At 58.0% G+C, this 17,970-nt stretch carries 21 protein-coding genes; 9 read left to right on the top strand and 12 right to left on the bottom strand.

All coding sequences use genetic code 11. The features are described 5' to 3' along the window. Window positions 1-69 precede the first annotated feature (69 nt). From DG357_RS03060 to DG357_RS03085, 6 genes are all read left to right on the top strand, one after another. Window positions 70-393, top strand: coding sequence for an antibiotic biosynthesis monooxygenase family protein (locus DG357_RS03060; protein WP_041911331.1), 324 nt, complete (start codon window positions 70-72; stop codon window positions 391-393). Then, entirely contained in the window at window positions 386-781 is a 396-nt protein-coding gene (locus tag DG357_RS03065; RefSeq protein WP_045631062.1) for an amino acid-binding protein, read from the top strand. Before DG357_RS03060 ends, DG357_RS03065 begins: the two co-directional genes overlap by 8 nt. Further along, on the top strand, window positions 756-1,451 hold the full coding sequence (locus DG357_RS03070) for an ArsR/SmtB family transcription factor (protein WP_041911329.1): 696 nt from the start codon (window positions 756-758) through the stop codon (window positions 1,449-1,451). Before DG357_RS03065 ends, DG357_RS03070 begins: the two co-directional genes overlap by 26 nt. 149 nt (window positions 1,452-1,600) lie before the next feature. Further along, window positions 1,601-2,071: a MarR family winged helix-turn-helix transcriptional regulator gene (locus DG357_RS03075; RefSeq protein WP_028015381.1), complete on the top strand. Its 471-nt coding sequence runs from the start codon at window positions 1,601-1,603 to the stop codon at window positions 2,069-2,071. Then, window positions 2,068-3,135 carry an HlyD family secretion protein gene (locus tag DG357_RS03080; protein WP_028015382.1) on the top strand — a complete coding sequence of 356 codons (1,068 nt, stop codon included), beginning with the start codon at window positions 2,068-2,070 and terminating at the stop codon, window positions 3,133-3,135. The genes DG357_RS03075 and DG357_RS03080 overlap by 4 nt, the downstream gene beginning before the upstream one ends. After that, complete coding sequence (locus tag DG357_RS03085; protein ID WP_045259544.1) at window positions 3,125-4,189, top strand: DUF2955 domain-containing protein; 1,065 nt, start codon at window positions 3,125-3,127, stop codon at window positions 4,187-4,189. Before DG357_RS03080 ends, DG357_RS03085 begins: the two co-directional genes overlap by 11 nt. Here DG357_RS03085 and DG357_RS03090 read toward each other — a convergent pair. Both DG357_RS03090 and DG357_RS03095 read right to left on the bottom strand, forming a co-directional pair. Further along, complete coding sequence (locus tag DG357_RS03090; protein WP_069733133.1) at window positions 4,180-4,560, bottom strand: tautomerase family protein; 381 nt, start codon at window positions 4,558-4,560, stop codon at window positions 4,180-4,182. The two genes, DG357_RS03085 and DG357_RS03090, sit on opposite strands and share 10 nt — an antisense overlap. Beyond that, complete coding sequence (locus DG357_RS03095; RefSeq protein WP_028015385.1) at window positions 4,560-4,868, bottom strand: carboxymuconolactone decarboxylase family protein; 309 nt, start codon at window positions 4,866-4,868, stop codon at window positions 4,560-4,562. The genes DG357_RS03090 and DG357_RS03095 overlap by 1 nt, the downstream gene beginning before the upstream one ends. 97 nt (window positions 4,869-4,965) lie before the next feature. On the opposite strand from DG357_RS03095, the gene DG357_RS03100 reads away from it, so the two are divergent. Continuing rightward, a complete protein-coding gene (locus DG357_RS03100) occupies window positions 4,966-5,829 on the top strand; it encodes a LysR substrate-binding domain-containing protein (protein ID WP_063942928.1) in 864 nt (287 codons plus the stop codon). On the opposite strand, the gene DG357_RS03105 is transcribed toward DG357_RS03100, so the two are convergent. From DG357_RS03105 to DG357_RS03115, 3 genes are read right to left on the bottom strand one after another with little or no spacing between them, the layout of a single operon-like run. Next, complete coding sequence (locus DG357_RS03105; RefSeq protein ID WP_028015387.1) at window positions 5,810-7,087, bottom strand: DUF445 domain-containing protein; 1,278 nt, start codon at window positions 7,085-7,087, stop codon at window positions 5,810-5,812. The two genes, DG357_RS03100 and DG357_RS03105, sit on opposite strands and share 20 nt — an antisense overlap. A gap of 3 nt (window positions 7,088-7,090) precedes the next feature. Continuing rightward, entirely contained in the window at window positions 7,091-7,744 is a 654-nt protein-coding gene (locus DG357_RS03110) for a LysE family translocator (protein WP_088204613.1), read from the bottom strand. 47 nt (window positions 7,745-7,791) lie between these two features. Further along, a complete protein-coding gene (locus DG357_RS03115) occupies window positions 7,792-8,535 on the bottom strand; it encodes a helix-turn-helix domain-containing protein (protein WP_088204612.1) in 744 nt (247 codons plus the stop codon). A gap of 151 nt (window positions 8,536-8,686) precedes the next feature. Here DG357_RS03115 and DG357_RS03120 point away from each other — a divergent pair, with 151 nt between their 5' ends. Then, window positions 8,687-10,057: an NAD-dependent succinate-semialdehyde dehydrogenase gene (locus tag DG357_RS03120; RefSeq protein ID WP_088204611.1), complete on the top strand. Its 1,371-nt coding sequence runs from the start codon at window positions 8,687-8,689 to the stop codon at window positions 10,055-10,057. A gap of 44 nt (window positions 10,058-10,101) precedes the next feature. Here the strand turns inward: DG357_RS03120 and DG357_RS03125 are convergent, their stop codons facing one another. After that, a complete protein-coding gene (locus DG357_RS03125) occupies window positions 10,102-10,422 on the bottom strand; it encodes a hypothetical protein (RefSeq protein WP_063438167.1) in 321 nt (106 codons plus the stop codon). Beyond that, entirely contained in the window at window positions 10,422-10,967 is a 546-nt protein-coding gene (locus tag DG357_RS03130) for a YfaZ family outer membrane protein (RefSeq protein ID WP_028015391.1), read from the bottom strand. Before DG357_RS03130 ends, DG357_RS03125 begins: the two co-directional genes overlap by 1 nt. A gap of 410 nt (window positions 10,968-11,377) precedes the next feature. On the opposite strand from DG357_RS03130, the gene DG357_RS03135 reads away from it, so the two are divergent. Then, the gene (locus tag DG357_RS03135) at window positions 11,378-12,736 is read left to right on the top strand and encodes an esterase-like activity of phytase family protein (RefSeq protein ID WP_088204610.1); all 1,359 of its coding nucleotides are present in this window, start codon (window positions 11,378-11,380) and stop codon (window positions 12,734-12,736) included. Between the two features lie 53 nt (window positions 12,737-12,789). On the opposite strand, the gene yjiA is transcribed toward DG357_RS03135, so the two are convergent. The 5 genes from yjiA to DG357_RS03160 form a co-directional block, all read right to left on the bottom strand. Next, window positions 12,790-13,743 carry a GTPase gene (yjiA, locus tag DG357_RS03140; RefSeq protein ID WP_048959792.1) on the bottom strand — a complete coding sequence of 318 codons (954 nt, stop codon included), beginning with the start codon at window positions 13,741-13,743 and terminating at the stop codon, window positions 12,790-12,792. 10 nt (window positions 13,744-13,753) lie between these two features. Further along, window positions 13,754-13,957, bottom strand: a complete 204-nt coding sequence (locus DG357_RS03145; RefSeq protein ID WP_003856610.1) for a YbdD/YjiX family protein — start codon at window positions 13,955-13,957, stop codon at window positions 13,754-13,756. 54 nt (window positions 13,958-14,011) lie between these two features. Continuing rightward, window positions 14,012-16,165 (bottom strand): carbon starvation CstA family protein, encoded by a 2,154-nt coding sequence (locus tag DG357_RS03150; protein ID WP_088204609.1) that lies wholly within the window; start codon window positions 16,163-16,165, stop codon window positions 14,012-14,014. 191 nt (window positions 16,166-16,356) lie between these two features. Then, window positions 16,357-17,274 carry a helix-turn-helix transcriptional regulator gene (locus DG357_RS03155; RefSeq protein WP_041911319.1) on the bottom strand — a complete coding sequence of 306 codons (918 nt, stop codon included), beginning with the start codon at window positions 17,272-17,274 and terminating at the stop codon, window positions 16,357-16,359. A 176-nt stretch (window positions 17,275-17,450) separates the two neighbouring features. Then, complete coding sequence (locus DG357_RS03160; protein ID WP_041911318.1) at window positions 17,451-17,963, bottom strand: 4-hydroxyphenylacetate 3-monooxygenase reductase subunit; 513 nt, start codon at window positions 17,961-17,963, stop codon at window positions 17,451-17,453. Between the last annotated feature and the right edge of the window lie 7 nt (window positions 17,964-17,970).

Consider the following 17,970-nt stretch of genomic DNA (forward strand, 5'->3'; position numbering starts at 1 on the left):
GCTCTTTACCGAAGCATTGTGTTTTTCCATCCTGCATTCTCTCCTCAACATCACAGCGGAGAGACCATCATGATCGCAGTCCTTTTCGAAGCCAAAGCCGCGCCTGCCCATCAGGCGCGCTACCTCCAACTTGCCGCAGAGCTTAAGCCTTTGCTGGCCGACATCGACGGCTTTATCGATATCGAACGGTTCCAGAGCCTGACGACCGACGGCAAAATTCTTTCCCTTTCCTGGTGGCGGGATGAAGAGGCCGTCCGCCGCTGGAAGCAGAACGTTTTCCATCAGGCGGCGCAGGCCGAAGGGCGGGAGTCGATTTTCTCTTTCTACCGTATTCGCGTGGCGCAGCTGGTGCGGGAGTACAGTTCTGAAACGGGAGGGCGCGCGAATGTATGACGTTCACGTGATTTTCCGCGACGGACCCGGCGAGCTGGCGCGCTTTGGACAGCTGTTGGGGCGCAACGGCGTAGGGCTTGAGGGGGGCGGCGTATTCGGTACCGATGCCCATTTCCTGGTGGAGGACGGGGAAAAAGCCCGCCGCGTGCTGGTGGAGGCCGGGTTTACCGTGCAGGCGGTGCGCAGGCCGGTTATCAGAAAACTCAGGCAGTCGCGTCCCGGCGAGCTGGGTGAAATCGCGGCGGCGCTGGCGGCACGCGGCGTGTCTGTTCTTACCCAGTACAGCGACCATGCGAATCACCTTATTCTGCTGACGGATGATGATAAGCTGGCCGCAGAGATCACCGAACCCTGGGCAGCACATGTTAAAGACAAGCTTACCGACTGATAACGGCGCGGCGCTGGAGCAGGCCATTGCGGCGGTGGCGGCGGCAATGGCCGATCCGTCGCGCGTGAAGATGCTGTGTGCGCTGATGGACGGGCGGGCGTGGACCGCCACCGAACTGAGCACCGCGGCAGACGTCGCCCCCTCGACCGCCAGCGGGCATCTCGCCCGGCTGGTGGAGGGAAAGTTGATTACCTGTCTGTCTCAGGGGCGGCACCGCTACTATCGTCTGGCGGGGCACGACGTGGCGGAGCTGATCGAACAGATGATGGGGCTCTCCTGGAGCCGCATTGCGCCGCCGGAAACCACCGCGCCGAAGGCCATGCGGGAGGCGCGCACCTGCTACGATCATCTGGCGGGCGCGGTGGCGGTAAAGATCTACGATTTCATGCAGGCGGAAGGCTGGCTTGAGGCAGACGGTTCAGCGCTCACGCTGTATGGCCGGGAGCAGTTTCTGAAGCTCGGCGTGTCGTTAAGCGCTCATCCGCGCCGCAAGGCCTGCTGCGCCTGTCTGGACTGGAGCGAGCGGCGGTTTCACCTCGGAGGCGAAGCTGGCGCGGCGCTGCTTATTCATCTGGAAAGCAAAGGGTGGATCCAGCGGGTGGCGGGGTATCGGGAGGTGGTGGTGACGGCTTCGGGAAAAAGTGCCGTCAGGAGGCATTTTAGCCGCTAAACTCCACTGCGGGCTGGTGCCCTCACCCCGACCCTCTCCCACGGGGAGAGGGAGACATCGTTTTCGCAATTCCTGCGCTTTTGCCTCTCGTTTCTTGATACTTACCCTGATAACTATTATCTTGGCCGCGTGTGACGAGAGGTTTCCCCATGAGTGAAGAAGCGCTGTTTAGCCGCAGGCCGATGGGCATGCGGATGGCGATGATCGTGCGCCAGTGGCGTGCGGTGATCGATGATGCCATTCTCGATACCGGCTTAACCCAGTCGAGCTGGACGGTGATGATGCAGCTTCATCAGCTCGGGGATAACGTCTCAATGAGTGAGCTGGCGGAGGTGCAGGGTATTGAACTGCCGCCGCTGATGCGCACCCTGACACAGCTGGAAAAACAGGGTTACCTGCTGCGCACCACATCGCCTTATGACAAGCGCATCCGGCTTCTGACGCTGACGCCTGAGGGAAAAGCCATATTAAAAAGGCTCACTCAGGTGATTGAGACCTATCAGGCGCGCGTGTCGCAACACATCGCGCCGGAGCATATTGAGATTTTCAGCGCCACGTTAAATCAAATCGCCTGCAATTTGCGGACAATCCGCGAAGAAGACAACAAGACCGAAAAATAATGACCCCTGAACAAAAGTTTGCCCGCTGGGTAAGGGTGAGTATTGCCTCTTTCCTGCTGATGTTTATCTATTTTGTCGTCGCGGATATCTGGATCCCGCTGACGCCGGACTCCACCGTCATGCGCGTGGTGACGCCGGTTTCTCCGCGCGTCTCCGGCTACGTGGCGGCGGTACATGTCCACAACAACAGCCAGGTGAAGAAAGGCGATCTGCTGTTTGAGCTCGACGACACGCCGTTTCGCAATAAAGTGGAAGCGGCGCAAATCGCGCTGGAGCAGGCGCGTCTCTCTAACGAACAGCTGGACGCGCAGATCGCCGCCGCGCAGGCCAGCCTGAAAACCGCGGTGCTGACCGCGCGTAACGACAAGGTGACCTTCGAACGCTATCAGAAGCTGAGCACGTTACAGAACGTCTCGCAGGCGGATCTGGATAAGGTCCGCACCGCCTGGCAGAGCAGCGAGCAGTCCGTCAGCACGATTCAGGCCAACATCCGGAACCTGCGCATCCAGCGCGGCGAGCGCGAAGAACACCGCAACGTGACGCTGCAAAAATACCGCAACGCGCTGGATGAAGCAGAGCTGAACCTCGGCTGGACAAAGGTCTACGCCCAGGCGGACGGCACGGTCAGTAACCTGCAGTTAAGCCCCGGTTTTTACGCCTCATCCGGCTCCGCCGCGCTGGCGCTGGTAAACAACCAGACCGATATCGTGGCCGATTTCCGCGAGAAGAGCCTGCGCCATACCCGTCAGGGCACCGATGCCGCCGTAGTGTTTGACGCCTTCCCGGGGCAGGTGTTCCGCGCCCACGTGGCCAGCAGCGACGCGGGGATCCTCGCAGGCCAGGAGGCGGTTAACGGCCAGCTCTCCCAGCCGGAGACCTCTAACCGCTGGGTACGAGACGCTCAGCGCATGCGCATTCACGTCACGCTGGATGAGCCGCTGCCGAAGCCGCTGCCAACCGGCGCGCGGGCGACCGTGCAGCTCTACAACAGCGAAGGGCCGTTTGCGCGCTTCTTCTCCGGAATGCAGATCCACCTGGTGAGCCTGCTTCACTATGTCTATTAATACGCTGGCACGGGTCTTTACCCCGCACGGCAACATCGTCTACACGGCAAACGACTTTCGCCAGACCCTGCGCATCGTTTTTGCCGGGATGATTGCCTTGAGCATATCGAGCTTCTACAACACCAGCTACGGCGTGTTTTTCGTGGTCTATCCGATCATGCTCCTCTCGCTGGTGCCAGTTTTTAACCGCCACGTGGCGAAGCAGTTTATCTTCAGCGCATCGCTGAACTGCGTCGAAATGGTGATTATCATCGGCTATCTTTCCCAATGGCCGGTCATCATGACGCTGGTGGTATTTGCCCTTTACGTGATGCGTTTTCGCTTTATGAGCAAAGGGCCGCTGTTCCTCTTCGGCTCGATGGGCGTTGTGTGTCAGAGCGTAATGCTCAACTTTATGAGCTACCCCACCACAAACTGGCACACGCTGCTGTTTTCCAACATTGAAGCGAGCGTGATGGCGGTGTGCCTGAGCGCGCTGATGAACTACCTGCTGCCGGACGTGGAGCCCCGCAAGCCGCCGCCGCTGATTGAGAAAGACGACGCCCGCGTGCGCCACGAGTCGCTGCTCTCCGGCAGCGTCGCGACGATGATTTTCGTGGTGTTTCAGATTAGCGACTTAAGCGATTCGCTCTCGGCGCTGATGGCAGGAATTCTGATCTTGTTCCCTATGCACTACCGCGGCGCGGTGATGAGCTCCATCTGGCGCGTGGTCGGGGTAGTGCTGGGCTGCCTCTACATTCTGGTGGTGCAGCTTATCCTCTACGATCACAGCAGCCATATGCTGCTGATGATGCCGCTGATTGGCCTCGGCCTGGCGTTTGGCGCGCGGCTGCACGTGATGGAGAAAGTGGGCGCGGGCGTGGGGTTTTCCAGCATCACGACCATCGGCATTATGTTCGGGCAGAACATGCACCCGGACAGCGACCTGGTGTTCAGCGATCTCTATCGCATCACCTCCGTGACCTTTTCGCTGGTGGCGACGCTGACGATGGTCTTTCTGGTGCATTTGATCCTGAACCGTTTCGCCGCCACGCGCTACGTCATTCAGGGCTGATAGCGTTTGCCGCCGCTGAAGCTCCAGTCCTCAGCGGCCGTAAACTGGATAACGACCATCACGTCTCCACCTTCAATGCCCATCTTCTCATTCAGTTGCGCAGCCAGCTGGTGGTAGAGGGCAGATTTCTGTTCAGTGCTCCTCGGCTTACCAGCAACGATATTAAACAGTATCGCCCCCTCCGTTCTGCCCGTGCTGAGATAGTGCCGATCAATGTATCGATCCCCGGCTGCGAAGCATTCAAAAAAATGGAATCTGTCCTGTGCGGGAACGGCGAAGGTTTCCGTCAGCGCCTGGTGCAGAATGTCCGAGATCTGCTTTTGCTGCATCTCGCTATAGCGGTCACCCGTCATGATACGAACAAACGGCATTATTGTTTCTCCTCTGCAAGGCTGCTCAGCGCGCTGACGGCGGCCGGCCAGCCTGCGTAAAACGCCAGATGGGTAAACGCTTCGGCTATTTCGTCGTCCGTCACGCCGTTTTGCCGGGCGAAGCCGATATGCCAGGGAAGCTGCGCGGTGCGCCCCAGGGCTGCCAGCGCGGCAAGCGTGATCAGACTGCGATCCCGCGGGGCTAGCTGCGGACGCTGCCAGATATCGCCAAAAAGTACCTGCTGGCTCAGTTCAGCCAGCTTAGGGGAAACCTGCGCAAGCGTGTCGCGATTCAGTGTTGTGCTCATTTTTATTCCTCCTGTCGTCTGGAAATCACTCTCGCAGGCTGCCACCATAAATAAAATCGCAATGTTCAGGACTGAATGTCCTGAAAATGAGGATGATATGGATAAACGCTTTTCAGCATTAGACCTGGACGCGCTGCGCAGCTTTGTGGAGGGGATCCAGTCCGCCAGTTTTGCCGAGGCAGCGGACAGGCTGTGTCGGTCCACCTCTGCGGTCAGTGCCCAGTTAAAAAAGCTGGAGCAGCAGTGTGGCGTGGCTCTGACCGTTAAGCAGGGGCGTACGCTGGCACTGACCCGAGAGGGTGAAATTCTGCTGAGCTACGCCCGACGCATGCTGGTATTAAATGATGAAGCGCTCCGGGCTATCAGAGGTGAGTTGCTTCAGGGCGAGGTACGGCTGGGTATGCAGGAGGACTTTGGCGAGTCCGTGATGCCGAAGGTCCTCGGCGATTTTCACAGACAACACCCTGAGCTTCGCATGACGGCACGTGTCGATCGCAACCCGCCGCTGCTGCGCGGCGTGGCGGCGAATGAACTCGATCTGGCGCTGGTCTGGCAGGAAGGTCGAGAAGGCGACTACGTGCGAAGCGAATCGCTGGCATGGATTTGCCGGTCCCGCGAGGACATTGAGGTCCTTCTGCAACGAGGTGAGCCGCTGCCGCTGGTGATGTTTGACGCGCCCTGCCTCCTGCGAAGCCGGGCCATCGCGGCACTGGATGCCGCAGGTATTCCCTGGCGTATCGCTTATACCAGCTATAGCCTGAGCGGGCTGTGGGCGGGAGTTAGCGCGGGGCTGGGTATTACGCTCCGCACGCGTATTGGTCTGCCCGAGACGTTACGGATCGACAGCCACCTGCTGCCAGATGCAGGAGAGCTGGGGATCGCGCTGCATCAGGGGAGCGCCTCCCCCGATGCAGCTATTACCAGCATGAAGGCGCTGATCCTCAGGACGCTGAATGGATAAGCGTTGGGACTTGCGAGAGTAAGAACAGGATTAGGCCTATCGTCCCGCCCACCAGCGTGCCGTTGACGCGGATGAACTGCAGGTCTTTGCCGATGTTCAGCTCAATCTGGCGGGACATGTCTTTGGCGTCCCAGCTTTTGACCGTGTCGCTGATGTGGCGGGTCAGGAACGCGGCGAAATCCGGCGCGACGCGGTGCGCGGCCTGCTCCAGATGCTCGTTCAGCGACGCGCGCAGGCTGGCGTCGTTTGTTAGCGTTTCGCCAAACCACAGCCCGGCGTTGGCGATGCGCTGCTTCACGCGCGAATCCTCGCTCTGCATATCCGCCTTCAGCCACTGGCGCAGGTCAGCCCACATCTCGCCCAGATAGCGGTTAAACGCCTCATCGTTTTTCAGGTAGTGCTTGATGTTGTCGGCTTTCGCCGCCATTTCCGGATCGTTTTTCAGGTTGTCGATAAGCTTCAGCGTGGCGCGGTCGAACGCCTGACGGATCTGGTGCGTGCGGTCGTGGCTGATATCGTCCAGCAGCGTGTTCACCGCGTTCGACACCATCTCCGCGCTTTGATCGCCCAGCCACTCCGTGGGGAGCACCATCGCCTTGCGGGGATGCTCGGTTTTGAGCCAGTGGACGATCTGATCGGCAATAAACTCCCGCGTGCTTTCCCGCTGGATCAGGGTAATCAGCCGGTTGATGATGGCGTCCAGCAGTACCTGATGGCGGTTGTTTTTGGTCATGCTCTCCAGCATGACGGCGCTGGTTTCGGTGAAATCCACCTTATCGATGGCCTTATGCACCGCCCGTTTTAGCAGGCGCTGAATACGTCCGTCATCGGTTAACTCAAGAAAACCGCTCATCACCTGCATCAGATGCAGCCCGACGCGCTGGGCGTTGTCGGGCTTGCTGAACCAGGCGCCAATCATTTGCGCTGGCTCATAGCGCCGGATCAGCGCCACAAGCGACTGAGTATCAAGAAACTTCTCCTGCACGAACTGGCCGAGATTGTCGCCGATTCGGTCCTTATTGCGCGGGATGATCGCCGTATGGCGCGAAATAAACGGAATGGGAACCCGGCGGAACAGCGCGACGACGGCAAACCAGTCCGCCAGCGCGCCGACCATCGCCGCCTCGGCAATGGCTTTGACGCCGCGCACCCAGAAGGTCTGCGGCAGGAAGAGGGTGGTGACAAAGGCCGCGGCGGCAATCAGCAGCAGCGACAGCGCCAGCAGCTTGGCGCGTTTGAGTTCAGCGATTTTTTCCATGGGTTAAGGATAGAGGGAAGCGGGGGAAAAGTGCAAAAATCGCCACAGCACCCACCCGCCAAACCCCATCAGCACCACCCCCGCCGTGCGCTCTATCAGCCACAGCGCACGGCTGAGCTTCTGCTGGACCGCGGGCAAACCCATCAGCGACACCAGCGCCAGATCCCATACCAGCACCACCATCACCATCCAGAGACCGCAGGTCGACTGCTGAAGCAGCGTCACGTCCGGTCCCAGTAGCGCCGTCATCAGCGCCAGATAGAACAACGCGTTCTTCGGATTAAGCAGCGCCGAGCCGAGCCCCAGCAGGATCTGCTTGCGCAGCGAGGGGCAGCGCTGACGGGGTTCATTCAGCGCCAGTGCCTGCGGTTGGCTGCGCACCAGATGCGAGCCGATCCACAGCAGGTACAGCGCCCCGCATACCTCGATAAGCGTAAACAGCCACGTTAACTGGCGCAGCGCGCTCCAGCCGATAATCACCAGAACAATATAGAGCGCGTTACCCGCGGCGATGCCGACGCACAGCCCGGCGCTGCCGCGCAGCCGATAGCGCGCCGCGTAGCCCACAAGCAGGAAAAAATCCGGGCCCGGGCTCAACAGCGCAACAAAATGCGCCAGCGCCAGAGCGAGAAAAGCGGAAGGGAAGAACAGTTCCATAGCGACCTCAGTTAACCATCTGAGGACAGGCTACGGCGCTGCAGAACCTATTTATTGTCTGATATTGATCGGCCCGTGGCGTACTGGCGCGGCGTGGCGGCGGTATAGCTGACGAAGGTCTTGTGAAAATGGCTCTGGTCGGCAAAGCCGCTCTGGTAGCCGACGTCGGCGATGTCGTCCCCGGCACGTAGCCGCGCTTTGGCGAACTCCACGCGGGAGATGTTGAGGAAGCTGCCCGGCGTCAGGCCGGTGTCCTGCCGGAAGGTACGGATCAGCGTCTCCTTGCGCAGCGAGAAGCGTTGGGCAAGTTCGTCAAGCGAAGGCGGTGCGGCCAGGTCGGCAAGAAACGCCTGCCGCACCTGCTGGCTGGTGGGCCGAAGCGCGTCTGCGTTATCCGCGCAGCGGGGAAGGGCAGAAAGCAGCGCCTCCACGGACGCTGGAGACATTGTCTTAACGACGTCCAGGTAACGGGCAAACAGGGCAGGGTTACGAATCACCTGTAGCGCCAGAGGAAGATCGGTGTCGATATAGAGCATATGGTAGCTGCGCGGCTGCCCGTCGACGGGGTTGCAGCTGTGCGGCACATAAGCCGGGATCGCAATGAGGTCCCCCGGATGAAGAATGTACTCTTGGTCATGACACACGCAGCAGGTCTGGCCCTCAACAATCGCGCCGATGGAGAGTTGAGGGTGACAGTGGCGTTTGTACGCCTGCGTGCTTTGCCAGGTGCTGCGCAGCTCAAGGCCCCTGGCGCGGTGAAAAGTCTGGCGAACGTGTCGGGTATCGGTCATGGAAACTCCTTCTGGACGTTTTTTATACCACGTCAGCGAACTGTCCGGCACTGCTTAACTCAGAACCTTCCGGATATACCCAACTTTACGTCCACAGCCAGTCATGTTGACTACCCTTAATACCCTAAGCGGTAAAACATGGAGATTCGATATGGCTTATCAGACAGTAAATCCTGCCACTAACCAGCTCATCAAAGAATACCCCTCACATACCGACGCGGATATCGAAGCGGCGCTGAAGGCGGCCGATGCGCTTTACCATTCGGAATGGGCGAAAGGCGACATCAGCCAGCGCCTGCCGGTGCTGCATAAGCTTGCCGACCTGATCGACGAGCGCGTGGAGGATCTGGCCAAAATCGCCAGCCAGGAGATGGGTAAGCTCATCGAACAGAGCCGCGGCGAGGTGAAGCTTTGCGCGCAGATCGCCCGCTACTACGCCGACAACGCGAAGCAGTTCCTCGCCCCGGTGAAGTACGACTCTGAACTTGGGGAAGCGTGGGTGGAGCATCACCCCATCGGCGTGCTGATGGCCGTCGAGCCGTGGAACTTCCCGTACTACCAGCTGATGCGCGTCCTGGCACCAAACCTGGCGGCGGGTAACCCCGTTATCGCCAAGCATGCCAGCATCGTGCCGCACTGCGCCGAGACCTTTGCACATCTGGTGCGCGAGGCGGGCGCGCCGGAAGGGGCGTGGACGAACCTGTTTATCTCGTCCGAACAGGTGGCGAATATCATCGCAGACGATCGCGTGCAGGGCGCAGCGCTAACCGGCTCCGAAAAGGCGGGCAGCGTGGTGGCCGCGCAGGCGGCGAAGCACATTAAGAAATCGACCCTCGAACTGGGCGGTAACGACGTCTTCGTGGTGCTGGACGACGCGGACCTGGATAAAGCGGTTAAGATTGGCGTGAATGCGCGGCTCAACAACGCCGGGCAGGTCTGTACCGCGGCGAAGCGCTTTATCCTGCACGAGAAAATTGCCGACGCGTTCCTCAGCAAATTTACCGAGGCGTTTAAACAGGTGAAGATTGGCGATCCGCTGGACGAGAGCACCACGCTGGGGCCGCTCTCTTCCAAAGATGCGCTGGAAACGCTGACCAAACAGGTTAACGAGGCGGTGAAAAACGGTGCCACGCTGCACTATGGCGGCAAGCCGGTGCAGCGCGACGGGAGCTTCTTCGAACCGACTATCCTGACGAATATCTCCCGCGATAACCCGGCGTACTTCGAAGAGTTCTTCGGCCCGGTTGCGCAGATGTACGTGGTGAAAAACGACGACGAAGCGGTCGCGCTGGCGAACGACTCCCACTACGGCCTGGGTGGGGCGGTGTTCAGCCGGGACATTGAGCGCGCGAAGAAAATGGCGTCGCGGATCGAGACCGGGATGGTGTACATCAACTGGCTCACCGATACCGCAGCAGAGCTGCCGTTCGGCGGCGTGAAGCGTTCCGGCTACGGACGCGAGCTGTCGGATCTGGGGATCAAAGAGTTTGTGAACCAGAAGCTGGTGGTGGTGCGTAAGTAAGAGGTAATAAAAAAACCTGCCGGTTGGCAGGTTTTTTCAGTTGATTACTGTACTTCGATCTTGTCCCAGCCGCTTTTGAACATGCAGCTGTCGACTAACGTATCCCGGCGATATTCATTCGCGTCTTCAACCGTGTAGCTCGTGGAAATATCCTTTTTCTTGTTCTTTTTGTCCGTTTTTTCCGAGCTCGAACCGGTCACCACGTTATCCGGAGGCAGATCGATCAGGGCCTGCGCTTCGCATTCCGTAAGCTTTTTATTCATCTCAGCGTCGCTCACGCCCGGTTTTACCCATTTGTACTGGACGCAGCCGGTGAGCATCAGCGTGAGGCTCAGAACGCAAAGCGCGGTAACGCGGTGTTTCATCAGAAGCTAACTCCACCGCCGACATATGCGCCATCAATCAGGGTGTGGTTTGGACGACCATCTTTGCCGTCAACGCTCACGTGGCGGTAGCCTACTTTCAGCGTAACCGGTTTGATTGGGGTCCAGCTTACGCCGCCGTTAGCTTCAACGTAGTTTTTCACGCTGTTGTTCAGGCCTTCTGGTGCCGCATAGCCTTCGCCATAGACGTGGATGCTGTCGGTCAGCGCAACGTTTACGCCGCCGCCAATCGGGAAGGCCACGCCGTTATCGCCTTTTTTCGGGCCGATGTAGATGGCTTTTGCGCCCGCATTCAGCATCACCGGGCCCACTTCCAGGTTGTAGCCTGCGCCCACGCCACCGGTCTGGGTACCGTCGTCGGTGTTTTTCAGCCAGTTACTTTCGAGATAAACACCGGATGAGGATTTGCCCATTTCCAGGTTGAGGTTGGTAAAGTTTTTACCCTGCTCAATGCTGCCGCCCATTGCCAGTGCGGAACCCGAGATGGCGGTCAGTGCAGAAAGAAGAAGAATGTTCAGTTTTTTCATGTTTCGTGCCTCATCATCAAATTAATCTGGGGGCACCTTAACAAGCGATGTTTATGACTGCAAATGTGATGCAAATCGACTTTTCATGCTGTAATTGTTAATTCTTTTATCTTTATTTGTAACGCTTAAGTTGGGTTGTCGGTGTGTCAACGCGCAAATTTCAGGTGTTGAGGAACAGTTTAATTTTTTGACTAAACGAAATCTGAACGAGGCAGGGATAGTGATTTGAGACGCATTAATTGCGCTTCTAATAATTTCCAATTCCATTTCTAAAATCACATAAAAAAACAAATTTTTACATTTTTATGGTCATTATTCGTTCAGATGTCCGGCCACGTTTCCTTTCCATGTCATTTTTCTGACACGTTTGTTCATTACGTTGTGGGCTTCACTTTCCGGATGCTAACAATATGAAAAGAAAAATCATTCCTGTGCTTATCGGCTGTACGCTCTCTTTCTCTGGCCTGGCGGCGCAGCCCACGGCTGAGCGCTATGTTGTCAGCTTCCCTGACGGCTCACACGTGAAATACAGCGGCGCGTTTGCCGGTGCGTTTCCGAATGGACTCCCGGTAGGGATTGGCTCCGGCCTGCTGTTTACGGGCAAGCAGGGCGATGCTCTGACCTTCGCGACCGTGACCGATCGCGGTCCTAACGCCGATGCGCCCAAAATGGGTAAAAACGAAGCCAAAATTTTTGTCACGCCGGATTTCGCGCCGCTGCTGATGACAATTCGCGTTCAGAACGGCAAAGCGGAGGCAACGGATGCCCGCCCGCTGCATGATGATAAAGGCGAGATTAACGGCCTGCCGCTGCAAAGCGGCGTGATCGGATCTACAAATGAGGTGGCGTTCAGCGATACCCTCAACATTCTGAAGGGTGACAACCGCGGGCTGGACACGGAAGGCATCACCCCGGACGGCAAGGGCGGCTTCTGGCTGTGCGACGAGTATGGCCCGTTCCTGATTAACGTCGACAGCAAAGGGAAAATTCTGGCGATCCACGGGCCGCAGGCGGCGGAAGGGGAAAAATCCATCGCGGGCGGTCTGCCAAACGTTATCAAATGGCGCCAGCCGAACCGGGGCTTTGAAGGCCTGACCCGGATGCCGGACGGGCGGATTATCGCCGCCGTGCAAAGCACGCTGGATATCGACGGTAAGAGCAAAAAGCAGGCGCTGTTTACGCGTCTGGTCAGCTTCGACCCGGCGACCGGGAAAACGGCGATGTACGGCTACCCCATCGACAGCGCGGCCTACAGCAAAAACAGCGACGCCAAAATCGGCGACATCGTGGCACTGGACGACCAGCACATCCTGCTGATTGAACAGGGTGAGGATAAAAATGACGCGATGCGTAACCTTATCTACAAGGTGGATCTCAGCAAGGCGAGCGACCTGACCGCTTTCGACAAGCCGGGCGAGTACCCGGAGTTTGATGATGAGAAAACCCTGGCACAGCGCGGCATTACCCTTGCTGCAAAAACGCAGGTCGTCGATCTGCGCGCGCTGGGCTGGCAGCAGGAAAAGGCCGAAGGGCTGGCGCTGATCGACGGCAAACGGCTTGCGGTGGCGAACGATAACGACTTTGGCGTGAAGGTGGCGATGCAGCATCCGGTCGAGGGCAAAAAGCTCAAGGACTATCGGGTGAACGAGGAAGGCAAGCTGACGCTGGATGATAAACCGGTGGAAACCACGCTCAGCGTGAAGCCGCTGAAGAAGCCGGAGTCAGAGAGCGAGCTGTGGATTGTGACGCTGCCGGAGGCGTTGAAATAATTTTACCTCTCATCCTTCCCCTCTCCCCACAGGGGAGAGGGGAAGCAAGGCGGTTATTTCTTCAGACCTGCAAACGCTGCTCGGATTTCTTCTTCCGGCAGCTGGATACCAATAAACACCATCACGCTGTGCGGCGCTTCATCGCCCCACGGGCGGTCCCAGTCGGCGCTGTACAGGCGCTGTACGCCCTGAAACAGCAGGCGGTTCGGCTCGCCGTCGATCCACAGCATGCCTTTGTAGCGCAGCAGCTTGTCGGCAAACGACAGCAGCAGGTTTTCCATTACCCGGGAGACTTCGCTGATGTCCACCGGGTAGTCCAGCTCCACCACAATCGACGCCACATCGTTTTGCTTGTCTCCCATAAAGTGGAAGCGCGGTTTCGTGGTGACGTTCTCCTCCAGCATAAAGCCGTTGGTGTTAAACAGCTGGGATAGATCGATATCGCCATGCGTCACCGTATAAATCGGCGCGCGCGAGTTGATGCGCGTCAGGCGCTCGCGGAGTTTTTCGCTGTCGCCTGCCACGTCGGTTTTGGTCAGCAGGATGCGGTCGGCGTAGCCCACCTGAGACTGGGCAATGGTGAACTGGTTCATCTGCTCGTCGGCGTGGACCGCGTCTACCAGGGCAATCACCCCGTCCAGCAGGTAGCGCTGGCAAAGAATATCGTGAGAGAAAAAGGTCTGAATAATCGGGCCGGGGTCGGCCATGCCGGTGCACTCGATCACCAGGCGGTCGAAGCCGATGTCACCGCGATCGCGGCTGTCGAGCAGGTCCAGCAGGGCGTCTTCCAGCTCGTTAGAGCGGGTGCAGCAGATGCAGCCGTTGGTCAGGGTTTTGATTTGCGTGGCGCGGTCTCCGATTAATTGATCGTCAACGGAGACTTCGCCAAATTCGTTTTCGATGACGGCGATTTTGAAGCCGTGCTGCTCGTTCAGAATGTGGCGCAGCAGGGTGGTTTTACCGGCGCCGAGGAAACCGGTCAGCAGGGTAACGGCAATCGGGGTCATGGTCTCTCCTTTAGCAGCATCGGACGCCGCCTTCTCCACTTCCGCCGTAGCGCGCTTCCTGACGCTCGCGGAAGAATTCGGTGTAGGTCATATACGGCTTATCCGGATGGTTGGTCTTCATATGCTCAACGTAGTTGTCATAGTCCGGAATGCCAATCAGCATCTTCGCCGCCTGACCGAGGTATTTTTTTGCTTCGCCTAAGTTACCAAACATAGTCCATCCTGATAAGAACAAAGCCCCGCCGGAGCGGGGCTGAATACAACCAGATTAATGGTGTGAAGAGGTCTTCACGCCGCCTTCCGGCACCGGCACGTACGGGGTCTCTTTATCCGTACGGCCATCGGTGTTGCGCACTTTCATCCAGGTTTTGATGCCGTAGAAGATAATGCTGTACACCACCACCAGGAACAGAATGCTCAGACCCGCGTTGGTGTAGTTGTTCACCACGATATGGTTCATGTTAGCAATCTGCTGCGCGGTCAGATCCGCGCCGCCTGCGGCAATCTTCTCTTTGTACTGGTTAGCCATGAAGAAGAAGCCTTCCAGCTGCGGGTTGGTGCTGAACAGCTTCAGGCCCAGCGCCCAGGTGGTGCAGAGCAGCAGCCACAGCGCAGGAACCACGGTCACCCAGATGTATTTGGTGCGTTTCATCTTCACGAGGACGACGGTACCGAGCACCAGGGCAACGGCTGCCAGCATCTGGTTAGAGATACCGAACAGAGGCCACAGGCTCTTCACGCCGCCGAGCGGGTCGACAACGCCCTGATACAGCAGGTAGCCCCACAGCCCTACGCACCCGGCAGTACCCAGAACACCCGCTACCAGAGAGTCGGTTTTCTTCAGGAACGGCACGAAGTTGCCCAGCAGATCCTGCAGCATGAAGCGGCCCGCACGGGTACCGGCATCCAGCGCGGTGAGGATGAACAGCGCTTCGAACAGAATACCGAAGTGATACCAGAAGCCCATGTCCGCCCACGGCAGCACTTTGTGGAACACGTGTGCGATACCCACGGCCAGCGTCGGCGCGCCACCTGCGCGGTTCAGCACGGACGGTTCGCCAATGTCCTTCGCGGTCTGCATGATCTGCTCAGGCGAGATCACGAAGCCCCAGGAGCTGACGGTCGCCGCCGCGTGTGCGCTGGCCTCTTTCAGCTGCGCCATGATCAGCGCGGTATTTTCCCCGCCCATCTCATGCAGGTTTGGCATGGTGATGCCCAGACCCGCCGGTGGAGTGTTCATCGCGAAGTACAGGCCTGGCTCGATAATCGAGGCTGCAACCAGCGCCATGATCGCCACGAAGGACTCCATCAGCATCGCGCCGTAACCGATAAAGCGCGCGTCGGTTTCGTTAGCCATCAGCTTCGGCGTGGTGCCGGAAGCGATCAGCGCGTGGAAGCCTGAAACGGCGCCGCAGGCGATGGTGATAAACAGGAACGGGAACAGGGCGCCTTTCCACAGCGGACCGGTGCCGTCAATGTACTGGGTCACCGCCGGCATTTTCAGCTCAGGGTTGATGATCACAATCCCGATCGCCAGCCCGACGATGACACCGATTTTCAGGAAGGTCGCCAGGTAGTCGCGCGGAGCCAGAATCAGCCACACCGGCAGCAGGGCGGAAACGAACGCGTAACCGATCAGCGCGAAGGTGATGGTGGTGTCTTTAAAGGTCAGCGCCGGGCCCCAGTACGGGTCGTGCGCAATCACGCCGCCGAAGTAGATGGAGGCGACCAGCAGCACGATACCAATGACCGACACTTCACCCACGCGGCCAGGGCGCAGGAAGCGCATATAGATGCCCATGAACAGCGCAATCGGTACGGTAGAACAGACGGTGAAGACGCCCCACGGACTTTCGGCCAGCGCTTTCACCACGATCAGCGCCAGCACCGCGAGGATGATGATCATGATCAGGAAGCAGCCGAAGAGGGCGATAGTGCCCGGCACGCGGCCCATCTCTTCTTTGATCATCTCGCCCAGCGACGAACCGTTACGGCGCGAGGAGATAAACAGCACCATAAAGTCCTGCACCGCCCCCGCCAGCACCACGCCCGCCAGCAGCCAGAGCGTACCCGGCAGGTAGCCCATTTGCGCGGCCAGTACCGGGCCAACCAGCGGGCCAGCACCGGCGATAGCTGCAAAGTGGTGACCAAACAGCACGTAGCGGTTGGTTGGCACGTAGTTCAGACCGTCATTGTTAATGACCGCCGGGGTGGCGCGCGTCGGGTCGAGCTTCATGACCTTCTGCGCGATGTATAAGCTGTAGTAGCGATAAGCCACAAGGTAGACGGAGACCGACGCGACCACGATCCACAGGGCGCTGACGTGTTCGCCCCGGCGTAATGCGACAACCGCCAGACAAAAAGCGCCGAGGATCCCGAGTAAGGCCCAGGGCACGTGCTTAAGTAGTTTTTTAGTATCCATAGTAAGACCTGGTTTTTTATGTAAAGAAAAAAGGGTCAGGGTTCGTTGTGAGGAGGTATTGATTAATGCTGGAGCGATCGTGCCAGATCCGCGCGCGCGTAAAGGACGGTAAATGAGTGAGTGGTTGAAAGTGATGGGTGAGCGGTCAAAGGACGCGGCGAGTGGTTCAGGCTCGCCGCTGGTCGGGGAAATTATGTGATTGAGATCACGTGGTTTTCCGGGCTGCGCTCCATCGACAGGTAGCTTTCCAGCGTCTTGATGAGCTTCTCCTTCAGCCAGCTTGGCTCCAGGATCTGAATATTCGGCAGCCAGTAGAACAGCAGCGGCAGGATCTGGTTTTCGTGTGCCGCCTGGCAGCGCAGCGTGACGCCGCCGCGCCGCTCCTCCAGCAGCTCCTGTTCCGGCAGGAGATCGCGGCGCAGGAAGTAATGTGAAATATTATCCTTAATGAATATTTTCACGGTGAAAGTAGTTTCGGACACCCACGGGTCGAGGCTTTTTTCCAGCAGTTCCCGAACATTTTCATCAGGAGTAAAAAAGGTTTTTTGAACATCAAACCAGCTAATCTGGCTTAATGAAAAGGATTTCAACCGGCTATTTTCGGTAGCTTGTAAATACCATATATTTTTTTTGTTAATGAGTTTATAGGGATTAATCAGACGGGTTTTACCCTTATAAACGATCTGACAGACATTATGGTTCTTAATCGATTTCTCGATTTTCGCTAAATGGCGGCGGATATCTCGCTGCACCGTGTGCTCTGCGTCATTACCGAGGATAAGAATATGGTTTTCGTCGACGCGCGCCTCCAGCTTTTGCCAGAAGTCAGTATTTCTTTCAGGGAAAAAATTATCGGCATTCAGGAAGTTAGCCAGAGCATGATGTAATCCCTGCCCGCCGGGAGATTGGGCGGAGTGGATCAGTCGATATAGCCCGTTACCGGTATGTTCAACAATGGGCGAGAGCGCATTTAAATCCCGGTAGACGGTACGCTCGGTAATTTTAAATCTCTCCATTAGCGCACTGCGGTTTACCACCCCGTGTAAATGTAGCTCAAGGAGAATATCGACCAGACGTTCAGCCGAGCGGCTCCGCGTCGTTTTAGCCATAAGGTCTTCCTGTATATTGGGTATGCGCTGAACAATGCAAAAGCACTGACCGGAGATGTCAGTATTCAGGCACAGAAAATTTCTCTTATGGATATATAACGGCGTGATTTAGCGGAAACCTTAGGAATTTTTGTAGAAAGCGGCGCTGGCCCGAAAAAAGGCCAGCGCGAGGGGGATCACACGACGGCTTCCATCTCCATCATCACCGGGTGGAAACGGCGCTTAAAGTAGATCAGGCCGTGTCCCGCGTCACTCAGGATGATGTTTTTCACTTCGACAAGATAAACCAGATGCGTGCCGATGGTTTGCACCTGGGTAATCTCGCCTTCCAGACTCGCCAGCGCGCCTTTCAGCACCGGCTGCCCCAGCGGGCCTTTCTGCCAGCAGGAGAGGGCAAAGCGCTCCTCCATTGCCATCCCGGTCATCCCGGCGAAGTGGCGGGCCATGATCTCCTGCTCGTGGTTTAGCACGTTGACGCACAGCCTGCCGTTGCCCTGAAAGACCGGGTTCATGGCGCTGTTGGCGTTAATGCAGACCATGACCGACGGCGGGGTATCCGTCACCGAGCAGACGGCGGTGGCGGTAATGCCGCAGCGTCCGGCGTCGCCCTCGGTGGTGACCACATTGACCGCCGCCGACAGGCTGCTCATTGCGTCGCGAAAACGCAGGCGTTGTTCATCTGAATGCATTGTAACC

The organism is Enterobacter bugandensis, from assembly GCF_900324475.1.
Taxonomy (GTDB): domain Bacteria; phylum Pseudomonadota; class Gammaproteobacteria; order Enterobacterales; family Enterobacteriaceae; genus Enterobacter; species Enterobacter bugandensis.

Bases quoted from the DNA above. Each gene is read 5' to 3' on its own strand.
- DG357_RS03070 (WP_041911329.1), top strand. From the start codon at position 756: ATGTTAAAGACAAGCTTACCGACTGATAACGGCGCGGCGCTGGAGCAG.
- DG357_RS03100 (WP_063942928.1), top strand. From the start codon at position 4,966: ATGGATAAACGCTTTTCAGCATTAGACCTGGACGCGCTGCGCAGCTTT.
- DG357_RS03095 (WP_028015385.1), bottom strand. From the start codon at position 4,868: ATGAGCACAACACTGAATCGCGACACGCTTGCGCAGGTTTCCCCTAAG.
- DG357_RS03150 (WP_088204609.1), bottom strand. From the start codon at position 16,165: ATGGATACTAAAAAACTACTTAAGCACGTGCCCTGGGCCTTACTCGGG.
- DG357_RS03130 (WP_028015391.1), bottom strand. From the start codon at position 10,967: ATGAAAAAACTGAACATTCTTCTTCTTTCTGCACTGACCGCCATCTCG.
- DG357_RS03120 (WP_088204611.1), top strand. From the start codon at position 8,687: ATGGCTTATCAGACAGTAAATCCTGCCACTAACCAGCTCATCAAAGAA.
- DG357_RS03135 (WP_088204610.1), top strand. From the start codon at position 11,378: ATGAAAAGAAAAATCATTCCTGTGCTTATCGGCTGTACGCTCTCTTTC.
- DG357_RS03110 (WP_088204613.1), bottom strand. From the start codon at position 7,744: ATGGAACTGTTCTTCCCTTCCGCTTTTCTCGCTCTGGCGCTGGCGCAT.
- DG357_RS03075 (WP_028015381.1), top strand. From the start codon at position 1,601: ATGAGTGAAGAAGCGCTGTTTAGCCGCAGGCCGATGGGCATGCGGATG.
- DG357_RS03160 (WP_041911318.1), bottom strand. From the start codon at position 17,963: ATGCATTCAGATGAACAACGCCTGCGTTTTCGCGACGCAATGAGCAGC.
- DG357_RS03065 (WP_045631062.1), top strand. From the start codon at position 386: ATGTATGACGTTCACGTGATTTTCCGCGACGGACCCGGCGAGCTGGCG.
- DG357_RS03155 (WP_041911319.1), bottom strand. From the start codon at position 17,274: ATGGCTAAAACGACGCGGAGCCGCTCGGCTGAACGTCTGGTCGATATT.
- yjiA (WP_048959792.1), bottom strand. From the start codon at position 13,743: ATGACCCCGATTGCCGTTACCCTGCTGACCGGTTTCCTCGGCGCCGGT.
- DG357_RS03085 (WP_045259544.1), top strand. From the start codon at position 3,125: ATGTCTATTAATACGCTGGCACGGGTCTTTACCCCGCACGGCAACATC.
- DG357_RS03090 (WP_069733133.1), bottom strand. From the start codon at position 4,560: ATGCCGTTTGTTCGTATCATGACGGGTGACCGCTATAGCGAGATGCAG.
- DG357_RS03115 (WP_088204612.1), bottom strand. From the start codon at position 8,535: ATGACCGATACCCGACACGTTCGCCAGACTTTTCACCGCGCCAGGGGC.
- DG357_RS03125 (WP_063438167.1), bottom strand. From the start codon at position 10,422: ATGAAACACCGCGTTACCGCGCTTTGCGTTCTGAGCCTCACGCTGATG.
- DG357_RS03105 (WP_028015387.1), bottom strand. From the start codon at position 7,087: ATGGAAAAAATCGCTGAACTCAAACGCGCCAAGCTGCTGGCGCTGTCG.
- DG357_RS03145 (WP_003856610.1), bottom strand. From the start codon at position 13,957: ATGTTTGGTAACTTAGGCGAAGCAAAAAAATACCTCGGTCAGGCGGCG.
- DG357_RS03060 (WP_041911331.1), top strand. From the start codon at position 70: ATGATCGCAGTCCTTTTCGAAGCCAAAGCCGCGCCTGCCCATCAGGCG.